Source organism: Planococcus salinarum, from assembly GCF_007004625.1.
In the GTDB taxonomy this organism is placed as follows: Bacteria; Bacillota; Bacilli; order Bacillales_A; family Planococcaceae; genus Planococcus; species Planococcus salinarum.
Genome location: NZ_VIFV01000016.1, coordinates 1 through 11465, shown reverse-complemented (window position 1 = coordinate 11465; position 11465 = coordinate 1). Strand labels below are relative to the sequence as shown.

Below are 11465 nucleotides of genomic sequence, written 5' to 3'. Positions count from 1 at the left end.
GAATCCTCCTATGGAATACTGCAGATAATTTTTATTGTACAGAAGTAATGAATGAATTGCTTTTTAAACCTGTTGCCGACTGCGGCCAAAAATCCGATTCAAGTGCGTTCGCCTTTGAATAATTGCTGCAACGCTGCCGGATAAAGTTGGTGCTCAATTGCATGGATTTCTTTTTCCACAGCCTCACGGTCACGGCCATTTACGGAAAACGACTGCTGGATGATGGTGTTTCCGGTATCCATGCCCGCGTCAACAAAGTGAACCGTCACTCCGGCTGTTTCTGCACCGGACGCCATTGTCTGGCCAATGGCATCTTTCCCTGGAAATGCGGGCAGCATTGAGGGATGGATGTTAACGATGCGATTATCATAAGCCTCCAAAAGAACAGGCCCAATCAGCCTCATGAAACCGGCCAGGACAATCCAATCCACTTCCAGGACTCGCAGCTTTTCTTTCAGCATTGTTTCATACGATTTTTTGGAATCATAGTCTTTTGGTTGAAAAGCAAAACAACTGATCCCTTTGATTTTTGCACGTTCGAGAACAAAAGCATTGGGTCGGTCCGTTACCACCAACATGATTTCCGCATCCAATTGCCCTGCCTGGATTGCATCGGCAATCGCCTGAAAATTAGAGCCGTTTCCAGAAGCGAAAACGGCAATTTTTGTCTTATTCTTCATTGAGTGTTCCATCCTGTTCACCTTCGAATTGAACCCCGGTCTGATTGGATACACGGCCAATCACATACGCCCGGTCGCCGCACGCTTCAGCTGAAGCCAATACCTGTCCGGCATCTTCAGGTGATACCGCGAGCACAAAACCGATGCCCGCATTGAAAACGGAAAACAGGTCGCGATCTGTCAACCCGCCCTTTTCCTGCAGCATTTCGAAAACGCGCAGAACCGGCCAGCTGCCAAGTTCAATTTGGGTTCCCAAACCTTCCGGCATCATACGGGGCAGGTTTTCAATAAAACCGCCGCCCGTGATATGGGCCATGCCATGGATTTCTGTGTTTTCCGCAATGGCCGCGACAGTCTTCGCATAAATTTTTGTAGGTGTCAGCAGTTCGTTGCCAAGTGGACCGAGGTCTTCAAATCCTTCAATAATTTGATCGAGCTGGAAATGATTCTGCTCGAAAACGATGTTGCGGACCAGCGAATAGCCGTTCGAATGGATGCCGCTTGAAGCAAGACCAATCAACACATCGCCTTCGGCAATTTTTTCACCGGTGACTACTTTTGATTTTTCGCACGCGCCAACCGCAAAGCCCGCGATATCGTATTCATCTTCTTCGTAAAGGCCCGGCATTTCAGCCGTTTCCCCGCCAATCAACGCAGCTCCCGCTTGAACGCAGCCATCCGCAACGCCTTTTACGATACTCTCAATCTTCTCAGGAACTGCCTTGCCGACTGCAATATAATCCAGGAAGAAAAGCGGTTCCGCTCCCTGAGCAACAATATCATTGACGCACATCGCGACACAGTCGATGCCGATTGTGTCGTGCCGGTCTGCCAGAAATGCCAACTTCAGCTTTGTGCCGACTCCATCCGTTCCAGAAATCAGAACCGGTTCCTTCAAATTCAACTGGGACAAATCGAACATGCCGCCAAAGCCGCCGAAAGTTCCCATCAAGCCTTTTCTTGCAGTTCGTTCCACGTGGGATTTCATTCGGCTAACAGCTTCATAGCCTGCCTCAATATTAACCCCTGCTTGTTCGTATGCTTTAGACAAATCGGTTCCTCCTATCAGCTGAATTCTTTTTGGTGCGGCAGAACAGTATCAGGATAGATATCCGTAGGATATTCCCCTGTAAAACAAGCCAGGCAATGGCCGCATTTGGAACCTGGATCGGTGCGTCCGATATTCTGGACCATTCCATCCACGGACAGAAAAGTCAGCGAATCCGCCCCAATCTGTTCCCGCATTTCTTCCACTGTGTTATTGGCGGCGATCAACTCACCTGATGTACTCGTATCAATGCCGTAGAAACAAGGATTTTTGATTGGGGGAGAACTGATGACCACGTGTACTTCCGTTGCTCCTGCTTCTTTCAAGAGCCTGACAATCCGCCGTGAAGTTGTGCCTCGCACGATGGAATCATCGACCATGATGACACGTTTGCCCGCTACAACCTGGCGAACCGGCGACAATTTCATCTTGACCCCCTGCTCCCGCAGATCCTGTGAAGGCTGGATAAAGGTCCGGCCCACGTAGCGGTTTTTTATCAAACCGAGTTCGTAGGGAATGCCGCTCTCTTCGGAATAACCGATGGCAGCCGAAATGCTGGAATCGGGAACACCTGTTACGACATCCGCTTCAATTTGAATTTCTTTGGCCAATTGTTTGCCCAGGCGTTTCCGTGCAGAGTGAACGTTGATGCCGTCGATATCCGAATCGGGACGCGAAAAATATACATATTCCATTGTGCAGATCGAGCGTTCGTTCGGATAGGCAAACCGATCAGCACGCATGCCATCTTTATCGACTACTATAAATTCTCCCGGTTCTACCGACCGGACAAATTCTGCTCCGACAATATCAAATGCACAAGTTTCCGAAGCCACCAGCCAGGCATCCCCGAGTTTGCCGATTGATAACGGACGCAGGCCATTCGGATCGAGAGCGATATACATCGCTTCTTCCGTCAGGATTGCACAGGCAAATGCCCCTTTCAGCAGAGACAAAGCATTTTTTATTTTTTCCTCGAAATTTTCATAACCGCTCCGTTTGATCAGATGGGCCAATACTTCTGTATCCGAAGTCGTCTGAAAAATGCTGCCCTGGCGTTCAAGGTGCTCTTTTAAGTGATTTGCGTTCACAAGATTGCCGTTATGGGAAATTGCCAGGCTGCCGGTAGTGGAATTGAACAGCAGCGGCTGGACATTTTCAATCCCGCTGCCTCCAGCCGTCGCATAACGGACGTGTCCGATTGCTCCGTTCCCCGCCATTTTCGAAAGCTTCTCCGGTGTGAAAACTTCATTGACAAGCCCTTCCCCTTTTACCGGTTTCAGGGTTTCTCCATCTGTCGTTACGATTCCAGCCCCTTCCTGCCCCCGGTGCTGGAGTGCATGAAGGCCGTAATACGTAATCTGTGATGCATTTTCATGGCCCCAGATTCCAAAGACGCCGCATTCTTCGTTTAAACTTCTGATTTCAGCAAGCATGGTATTGCCCCTTTCCAAGCTGAGCGAAGCGTTTCGACTGAATCATTGATCCAGACGTCGCCGTCTTCACTTTTGATCGTTAATTCTCCAGTGTCTGTGACTGTTCCGATTTGTCTGGCATCTCTAACGATCTCTTCGAATTGTGACGCGTTGCCTGGGGAAACTGTAAGGATGAAGCGTGATTGCGATTCACTGAAAAGGGCTGTAGTGGCTGAACCGGTTAGTGCAATATCCAACCCTAAGCCGTTGCCGAATGCTTTTTCTGCAAGCGCTACTGCGACACCGCCTTCTGCCACATCATGAGCGGAGGCAACAAGCCCTTTTTGAATCGCTGCCAGAATTTGCTGCTGGCGCTGTGCTTCTATAGTTAAATTGATGGACGGTGCTTTTCCGAAGATGCGTCCCTCTACCATTTTCTGAAGTTCGCTGCCGCCGAATTCCGTAAAACTCTCACCGATCAGGTAAACCAGATCGCCGGCATCCTTCGCATCTTGCGTAGTTACATGCGCAAGGTCTTCGACAAGGCCCACCAGACCGATTGTCGGTGTCGGGTAAATTGCAGTGCCGTTTGTTTCATTGTATAAAGAAACGTTGCCGCCGATAACCGGCGCATCGAGAATCGTACACGCTTCCGACATGCCATCTGCCGCTTTTTCCAACTGCCAGAAAATCTCCGGTTTTTCCGGATTTCCGAAGTTCAGGCAATCGGTAATGGCGAGCGGTTTTGCACCTGATACCACGACATTGCGCGCCGCTTCCGCCACTGCGATTTTCCCGCCGGTTTCCGGATCGAGGTAAATATAGCGCGAGTTGCAATCCGTCGTCATGGCCAGCCCTTTGTTCGTTCCGCGCACACGGATGACTGCTGCATCCGATCCGGGACTGACGACTGTGCTCGTGCGGACCTGATGATCGTATTGATCGTAAACCCATTCTTTCGAAGCGATGGTCGGCTGTTTCAATAAAGCCGTCAGCGTTCCCCCGAAGTCTTCCACTGCCGGTTCCACGTTGTCCATCAGCTGATACTCTTTGAAATAAGCCGGCACACTTGAAGGTTTGTGGTAAACCGGCGCATCTTCCGCCAGTGCATCAACCGGTACTTCTGCTACCACTTCGCCTTTATGGAGGAGGCGCAAAGTTGAATCGTCCGTCACTTTGCCAACCGTGACAGCGTCCAGTCCGTACTTCTCAAACAACTCAACAATCTCAGGTTCGCGTCCTTTTTTCACAACAATCAGCATGCGTTCCTGGGATTCTGACAGCATCATTTCGTAAGCTGTCATCCCTGTTTCGCGCTGCGGGATATGATCCAGATCCATTTCGATTCCGGATCCGGCTTTTGAAGCCATTTCAGCAGACGAAGAAGTCAGCCCTGCCGCTCCCATATCCTGTATGCCGATCAATGCATCGGATTTCACCAGCTCGAGACACGCTTCAAGCAATAATTTCTCCATGAATGGATCACCCACTTGAACGGCCGGACGGTTGTCACCCGAGGATTCCGTCAATTCTTCAGAAGCGAATGTCGCTCCGTGAATACCGTCGCGGCCCGTTTTGGCTCCCACATACATCACTGGATTACCGACACCTGAAGCAATGCCTTTCTGGATATCCTTGTGGTCTATCAAGCCGACACACATGGCATTCACTAATGGATTGCCATCGTAGGACGCATCAAATTGAACTTCTCCGCCGACTGTTGGAATGCCGATGCAATTGCCATATCCGGCAATACCGGCAACCACTTCTTCAAACAGGTACTTGACGCGGGGGGTTGTCAATTCACCAAAGCGCAGTGAATTCAACAGAGCAACCGGACGGGCACCCATCGAGAAAACGTCGCGGATAATGCCCCCGACACCTGTTGCAGCTCCCTGGTAAGGTTCGATTGCTGAAGGATGATTATGCGATTCCATTTTAAAAACGACAGCCTGGCCATCGCCGATGTCGACAATCCCTGCACCTTCGCCAGGTCCCTGGAGGACGCGCGGCGCTTTTGTCGGGAATTTTGCCAGTACGGGCTTGGAGTTTTTATAAGAGCAATGCTCCGACCACATGACAGAAAACAGGCCTGTTTCCGTATAATTCGGCGTTCTGCCCAGAATCTTTTCGACCATGGCGAATTCTGAATCGGATAATCCCATCTGCTGATATATCTTCTGTTGTTTGATTTGCTCAGTATTTGGCTCAAGCGTGACTGACATTTGCTTCCCTCCACTGTTTGACGATTGATTTGAATAAAGACAAGCCATCACTGCCGCCGATCAAATCGGATACAGCACGTTCCGGATGGGGCATCATGCCCAGCACATTGCCGCGTTCATTGATGATCCCTGCAATATTGTTGCGGCTGCCGTTAAAATCATCGGCATATGAAAAGACAATTTGATTGTTTTTCTTCAATTGTTCGTAAGTCGCATCGTCGCAATAATAATTTCCTTCGCCATGAGCAATCGGAATCCGGATTTCCTCCCCTTCAGCATATTCATTGGTGAATTGTGTGTTGGCATTTTCAACTTTCAAACTGACAGTGCGGCACATGAATTTCAGGTTTTTGTTGCGCAGCAGCACACCTGGCAAAATGCCCGCTTCCGTAAGAATCTGGAATCCGTTGCAGATGCCGAGAACCGGTTTTCCTGCTTCAGCCGCTTTTCTCACTTCATCCATTACCGGCGATGACTGGGCGATTGCTCCGCAGCGCAAGTAATCCCCATAAGAAAATCCACCTGGCAACAGGATGCCGTCATAGCTGCTCAAATCTGTTGAATCGTGCCATACATAATCCGCTTCTTCACCCAGTTCATCCTTGACCGCATGATACATATCCAAGTCACAGTTTGATCCCGGAAACACGATTACTGCGAATTTCATTGCGAAACAGCCTCCTCAATTTCGAAACGGTAATCTTCAATTACCGTGTTCGTCAACAACTTATGACACATTTCATTTACATAAGCATCAATATCACGTGTATCGTCTGAGATCAGAAGTTCGAGGTATTTGCCGATGCGAACATCTGCAACATCGCCGTATCCCATTTTATGAAGAGAACCCATTACCGCAGACCCTTGCGGATCCAATACGCTTTCGCGCAAAGTGACGTAGATTTTTACCTTTTTCATGAATGTTGTCCTCCCAGTTTAGCCAAAATGAGTTGATATGCTTCTGTTAAATCCCCAAGGTCCCGGCGAAATACATCTTTATCAAGTTTCTGTTTCGTTTTTGCATCCCACAGCCGGCAAGTATCCGGTGAAATTTCATCGGCCAATAAAACATTGCCCTGCCCGTCGCGTCCAAATTCAATCTTAAAGTCCACCAGATCCACACCGACTTCCTTGAAGAATCCAATCAGCACTTCATTCACGTGCAAAGCTTTCTTGCGCAGCTCCTGAACTTCCTGCTCAGATGCCAATTGAAGCATCTCAATATGGTCTTCTGTAATGATCGGATCGCCAAGTGCATCATCTTTGTAATAGAACTCAACGATCGGATGCTTCAAAACCGTTCCTTCTTCCAAACCGAGCCGCTTTGCCATACTGCCGGCAACAACATTCCGTGTCACCACTTCGACCGGAATGATTGAAACTTGCCGCACAAGCTGTTCGTGGTCAGACAATTGTTTGACGAAATGGGAAGCAATGCCCGCCGCCTGCAATTTTTCGAAAATCAATGATGTAATCCTATTGTTCAGCATGCCCTTGCCGGCGATTTCGGCTTTCTTTTCACCGTTAAAAGCTGTAGCTGAGTCTTTGTATTCCACCCATAAAATATCCTGTTCGTCCGTTGCATATAAGCGTTTTGCTTTGCCTTCGTACAATAACTGACCTTTTTCCATGTTAGAAGCCCCCGTTTAGTTTAATCCAAGTCGGTTGAAAATCATGTCCACTTGCTGCAAGTGATGGTTATAGTCAAAGCAATCGTCCAATTCTTCTTTAGACAGCTGGGAAGTTATGGTGTCGTTCGCTTCCACGACTTTGCGGAAATGCGTCTGGTTTTCCCACGCTTCCATTGCGCATGGCTGCACCGTATCATAGGCTGCTTCGCGTGCCATGCCTTTGTCGATCAACGTCAACAAGACGCGCTGTGAATAAATGAGTCCAAGTGTCGAATCCATATTGCGCTTCATATTTTCCGGGAACACCGTCAGGTTCTTCACGATATTGCCAAAGCGGTTCAGCATATAGTTCAAGGCAATCGTGGCATCCGGCAGGATTACGCGTTCTGCGGATGAATGCGAGATATCGCGTTCGTGCCATAGGGCAACGTTTTCGTAGGCAGTCAACATATAGCCGCGGATCAAACGGGCAAGACCCGTCATGTTCTCAGAACCGATCGGATTGCGTTTATGCGGCATCGCCGACGAACCTTTTTGCCCTTTGGCGAAAAACTCTTCCACTTCACGCGTTTCCGATTTCTGAAGGCCGCGGATTTCCGTCGCGAATTTCTCGATGGATGAACCGATCAATGCGAGTACACTCAAATATTGCGCATGGCGGTCACGCTGCAATGTTTGTGTGGAAATCGGCGAAGCTGCAAGTCCAAGCTCTTTGCAGACATATTCTTCAACAAACGGATCAATGTTGGCGTACGTGCCTACTGCGCCGGACATCTTGCCGGTTTCGATTGATTTTGCCGCTGCTTCGAAACGTTCCAGGTTGCGCTTCATTTCCTCATGCCATAGGGCCAATTTCAACCCGAATGTTGTCGGTTCCGCATGGACACCGTGCGTACGGCCCATCATTACAGTCATTTTATGTTCTTTTGCTTTATTTGCTAAAATCTCAATAAAATTTGTCAAATCTTTGCAAATGATTTCATTTGCCTGTTTCAACAAGTAAGACAATGCAGTATCCACAACGTCTGTCGATGTCAGGCCGTAGTGCACCCATTTGCGTTCTTCACCCAGTGTTTCCGATACTGCACGGGTAAATGCCACCACATCATGGCGCGTCTCTTCCTCAATTTCAAGGATGCGATCCACTGAAAATGAAGCATTTTTTCGAATCAACGCCACATCTGCCTTCGGGATATCCCCCAGTTCCGACCAGGCTTCACAAGCCAGTATTTCGACTTCCAACCAGGCTTGGTATTTGTTTTCTTCTGTCCAGATCGTGCCCATTTCAGGTCTTGTATAACGTGCTATCATCAAATTTCCTCCAGTTTGTCCGCCCAAATGCCAGACGCTTCTATTTCTTCAAGGGTGCCTTCTATATCAGCCGTCAATATGGTGACATGGCCCATTTTTCTTTTGTATTTTGCTTCGTCTTTTCCGTATAAATGAATCGACCAATTCGGATAATGCGCGATTTTGGAAGTCAGCGGAGCCACATGTTCACCCAGTACATTAACCATTACCGCATCTGACCATAATCGGGGTGAGCGCAGCGGCCATCCACAGATTGCCCGGATGTGCTGGTGAAATTGCGAACTGTTTGTCGCTTCTATCGAGTAATGCCCTGAATTATGTGGACGGGGCGCAAGTTCGTTGACCATGATGTCGCCATTTTGCAGCACAAACATCTCAACCGCCAATGTGCCGACCATTTTGAGATGTTCAGCAATTGCTACTGCCGCCTTCGTTGCTTTTTCAATCGTCGAACTTTCCACCCGTGCCGGAACAATCGTTTCATGCAAGATGTGATCTTTGTGTATATTCTCCCCTATCGGAAGTATTGCCGTTTCACCCAACCCGTTTCGCTGAACAATTACGGAAATTTCTTTCATAAATGCCACAAATTCTTCTGCTACGCATTCACCATTGCTGAACAATGGCTCAGCAAGTGGCAGCTCCTGCTCAGACCGAATCGTCTGCTGGCCTTTTCCATCATAGCCGCCTCTTGCCGTTTTGACGACGAGTGGATAGCTGAGTGTTGTACTTTTTTCAAGCAGCTCCTGATAACTAGCCGCAACGATATATTGGGCTACCGGAACACCCGCTTTTTCAATTTCCTCTTTTTCATAAACTCGATTCTGCGTTATTCTGATCAGTTCCGACCCTTGGGGAACATATGCGATGCTGCATAAATGGCTCAGCCCTTCAACGTCGATGTTTTCAAACTCATAAGTGATGACATCACTTATAGCAGCCAGTTCCTCCAATGCCTCCAGATCATTATAGGAGGCAATCAACTGCACATCGGCTATCTGGCCTGTCGGAGAGTCCATGGCTGGGTCCAGGACGGCAATTTTGAAACCTGCTTCTTTGGCAGCCAAAGCCATCATACGGCCCAATTGGCCTCCTCCGATGATTCCGACGGTTTGTCCGGGCAAAATCGTTTTCATCATATCAGATCCTCCGTGCTTCTAAGAACTTCAGCTTCAATGTGGTCCCTGCGTGCCTGCAGCGCTTCAGCCACTGCATCGTCAGTAGTTCCGAGAATCTGAGCCCCTAAGAGTCCCGCATTTATTGCTCCTGCTTTTCCGATAGCAACAGTAGCGACTGGCACTCCACCGGGCATCTGAACAATTGATAACAGTGAATCCAAGCCGTTTAACGCTTTGGATTGGATTGGAACACCTATAACCGGCAATGTGGTTTTTGCTGCAACCATTCCGGGAAGATGAGCCGCGCCACCAGCACCGGCAATAAGCACCTTAAGCCCCCGGCTTCGCGCCTCTTCAGCATAGCTGAACATCAGATCTGGGGTCCGATGTGCAGAAATGACTTTCTTCTCGTAAGCGATTTTCAGCTCATCCAATACATCGCACGCATTTTTCATTGTTTCCCAATCGCTTGAACTTCCCATGATTACACCGATTCTCGGATTCATCGAATCTCTCCTTTTAAAAAGTAAAAAGCCCTCAAATAAACTGCTCACTTTTACGTGAAAAGCAGTTTACTTAAGGACCTCAAAATCAACGAAATATAGACTGATGGCATATATGCACATCCCTCGCGTCATTTCCAAAAGTTGCTTTCCCGCATAGTCCAGACATTCCGGTGTCTTGGTAGAAACGCAGAAGCCAATTCTCCTGCATATATGGGGTTTCCTCATTAATCATAACAACTCAGTATTTTCTAGTCAAGATATAAATACGAACAATAATTTTTCAGAATATATTATAGTTCGGTTTTTAGTCTTGAAATATATTATTCATCCATTTTAATGCCTTTAAATTTTATCATTTGCCTAACAGGGACCGGTCTTCCATCCTTCTCTTCAAATAATGGCTCTTCTTTTCTGCCTGCAGCCATATATCCTTCTGCTTTCATACGTTCCAAACACTCTGCAACAGTTTCTTCCTGGTGGACTTCAAACCATATTGTTTTCTTGCTCATTTAAACAGATTTCCTTTCCTGACCTGCTTGACCCAGAATCCACCGTGTATAGACTTGGGTTCGTAAGCGATAATAAATGCTTTTGGATCAATTTCCTTTATAGTGGTGTATAGTTTCAATTCCATTTTTCTCGGCGTTAAAATCTGCATCGACTGACGATCGCCATCCTTGCCATTGGCTGCCCAATCAGTAACACCATAGCCTTTTTCACGCAGCGCGTTGGGAAGATGTTGATTTTGCTCACTGGTTATAACGTTTACCGTAATGTAGCCCAGGGCCATCTTCTCTTCTATTTTGGAACCGACTATTACTCCGGAACCGTAACCGAGTGCATAAGCCACAAGATTTTGGATTTGGTCCAAGTTATCCAGTACCAAGCCAAGACCTACTATATAAATTACTACTTCTACCATACTAACCACGGCCGCCAAATAACGGTAGCCTTTTAAAGTCATAATCATCCGAATTGTAAAAAACGTGACATAGACAATATTGATTGAGAAAATGATGATTACCATTAACCAAGGATTTATTTCCACTTCGTACACCCTTTCATTTCCCCATAAGAATTAAATTTCATATTAGTCGAACTTTCCATATAAAGCAAGGATGAAAGGTCTTCCAAGACTACTCAAATACCATAGATCCCGGATAGCTTATTTCACATACCCGGTCACCTCTGAGTTGAATAAAATATGGTTGGCAATGAAGCACATTTTAGCCCTTAGCGGACGAACCTATTCATCTCTCATATGATTTCTCATAAGTTATATAGAAGAAACTTTTGCGATTACTTGAGGTGCACATTAGAATCATTAAAAAAAGCCGCCACCGCTTTCGCGGTAACGGCCTTTCATTGTGTGTGCCCAGCGGCGTCCTACTCTCACAGGGGGAAACCCCCAACTACCATCGGCGCAAAAGAGCTTAACTGCCGTGTTCGGGATGGGAACGGGTGTGGCCTCTTTGCCATCGTCACTGGACTGGTTTTTTTGAGTGCTTGCGCCCTCAAAACTGGATAAACG

General features: G+C 47.6%; 12 protein-coding genes, 1 rRNA gene and 1 riboswitch. All 13 genes read right to left on the bottom strand.

The features are described from left to right. Window positions 1-98: 98 nt before the first annotated feature. Window positions 99-680, bottom strand: a complete 582-nt coding sequence (gene purN, locus DIJ65_RS10630) for a phosphoribosylglycinamide formyltransferase (RefSeq protein WP_117302097.1) — start codon at window positions 678-680, stop codon at window positions 99-101. Next, window positions 670-1731 carry a phosphoribosylformylglycinamidine cyclo-ligase gene (purM, locus tag DIJ65_RS10625; protein WP_117302099.1) on the bottom strand — a complete coding sequence of 354 codons (1062 nt, stop codon included), beginning with the start codon at window positions 1729-1731 and terminating at the stop codon, window positions 670-672. The genes purN and purM overlap by 11 nt, the downstream gene beginning before the upstream one ends. A gap of 14 nt (window positions 1732-1745) precedes the next feature. Then, a complete protein-coding gene (gene purF / locus DIJ65_RS10620; RefSeq protein ID WP_117302101.1) occupies window positions 1746-3164 on the bottom strand; it encodes an amidophosphoribosyltransferase in 1419 nt (472 codons plus the stop codon). After that, entirely contained in the window at window positions 3140-5368 is a 2229-nt protein-coding gene (gene purL / locus DIJ65_RS10615; protein WP_071152356.1) for a phosphoribosylformylglycinamidine synthase subunit PurL, read from the bottom strand. The genes purF and purL overlap by 25 nt, the downstream gene beginning before the upstream one ends. Beyond that, window positions 5352-6035 (bottom strand): phosphoribosylformylglycinamidine synthase subunit PurQ, encoded by a 684-nt coding sequence (gene purQ, locus DIJ65_RS10610; RefSeq protein WP_117302103.1) that lies wholly within the window; start codon window positions 6033-6035, stop codon window positions 5352-5354. The genes purL and purQ overlap by 17 nt, the downstream gene beginning before the upstream one ends. Further along, window positions 6032-6286 (bottom strand): phosphoribosylformylglycinamidine synthase subunit PurS, encoded by a 255-nt coding sequence (gene purS / locus DIJ65_RS10605; RefSeq protein WP_071152357.1) that lies wholly within the window; start codon window positions 6284-6286, stop codon window positions 6032-6034. Before purS ends, purQ begins: the two co-directional genes overlap by 4 nt. Then, window positions 6283-6999: a phosphoribosylaminoimidazolesuccinocarboxamide synthase gene (purC, locus tag DIJ65_RS10600; protein WP_071152358.1), complete on the bottom strand. Its 717-nt coding sequence runs from the start codon at window positions 6997-6999 to the stop codon at window positions 6283-6285. Before purC ends, purS begins: the two co-directional genes overlap by 4 nt. Before the next feature lie 15 nt (window positions 7000-7014). Then, window positions 7015-8310, bottom strand: coding sequence for an adenylosuccinate lyase (gene purB / locus DIJ65_RS10595; RefSeq protein ID WP_071152359.1), 1296 nt, complete (start codon window positions 8308-8310; stop codon window positions 7015-7017). Further along, window positions 8310-9449, bottom strand: coding sequence for a 5-(carboxyamino)imidazole ribonucleotide synthase (gene purK / locus DIJ65_RS10590; RefSeq protein ID WP_071152360.1), 1140 nt, complete (start codon window positions 9447-9449; stop codon window positions 8310-8312). The genes purB and purK overlap by 1 nt, the downstream gene beginning before the upstream one ends. After that, a complete protein-coding gene (gene purE, locus DIJ65_RS10585) occupies window positions 9446-9934 on the bottom strand; it encodes a 5-(carboxyamino)imidazole ribonucleotide mutase (RefSeq protein ID WP_071152361.1) in 489 nt (162 codons plus the stop codon). Before purE ends, purK begins: the two co-directional genes overlap by 4 nt. Window positions 9935-10068: 134 nt before the next feature. Further along, window positions 10069-10168, bottom strand: a riboswitch (purine riboswitch). 86 nt (window positions 10169-10254) lie between these two features. Then, window positions 10255-10443: an NETI motif-containing protein gene (locus DIJ65_RS10580; protein WP_071152362.1), complete on the bottom strand. Its 189-nt coding sequence runs from the start codon at window positions 10441-10443 to the stop codon at window positions 10255-10257. Beyond that, on the bottom strand, window positions 10440-10961 hold the full coding sequence (locus tag DIJ65_RS10575; protein WP_071152366.1) for a DUF2179 domain-containing protein: 522 nt from the start codon (window positions 10959-10961) through the stop codon (window positions 10440-10442). The genes DIJ65_RS10580 and DIJ65_RS10575 overlap by 4 nt, the downstream gene beginning before the upstream one ends. 346 nt (window positions 10962-11307) lie before the next feature. Further along, window positions 11308-11423: ribosomal RNA gene (rrf, locus tag DIJ65_RS10570) — 5S ribosomal RNA — on the bottom strand. Window positions 11424-11465: the final 42 nt, after the last annotated feature.

Coding starts and splice junctions, on each gene's coding strand:
- purC (WP_071152358.1), bottom strand. CDS start 6,999: ATGGAAAAAGGTCAGTTATTGTACGAAGGCAAAGCAAAACGCTTATAT.
- DIJ65_RS10580 (WP_071152362.1), bottom strand. CDS start 10,443: ATGAGCAAGAAAACAATATGGTTTGAAGTCCACCAGGAAGAAACTGTT.
- purK (WP_071152360.1), bottom strand. CDS start 9,449: ATGATGAAAACGATTTTGCCCGGACAAACCGTCGGAATCATCGGAGGA.
- purL (WP_071152356.1), bottom strand. CDS start 5,368: ATGTCAGTCACGCTTGAGCCAAATACTGAGCAAATCAAACAACAGAAG.
- purN (WP_117302097.1), bottom strand. CDS start 680: ATGAAGAATAAGACAAAAATTGCCGTTTTCGCTTCTGGAAACGGCTCT.
- purB (WP_071152359.1), bottom strand. CDS start 8,310: ATGATAGCACGTTATACAAGACCTGAAATGGGCACGATCTGGACAGAA.
- purE (WP_071152361.1), bottom strand. CDS start 9,934: ATGAATCCGAGAATCGGTGTAATCATGGGAAGTTCAAGCGATTGGGAA.
- purS (WP_071152357.1), bottom strand. CDS start 6,286: ATGAAAAAGGTAAAAATCTACGTCACTTTGCGCGAAAGCGTATTGGAT.
- purQ (WP_117302103.1), bottom strand. CDS start 6,035: ATGAAATTCGCAGTAATCGTGTTTCCGGGATCAAACTGTGACTTGGAT.
- DIJ65_RS10575 (WP_071152366.1), bottom strand. CDS start 10,961: ATGGTAATCATCATTTTCTCAATCAATATTGTCTATGTCACGTTTTTT.
- purF (WP_117302101.1), bottom strand. CDS start 3,164: ATGCTTGCTGAAATCAGAAGTTTAAACGAAGAATGCGGCGTCTTTGGA.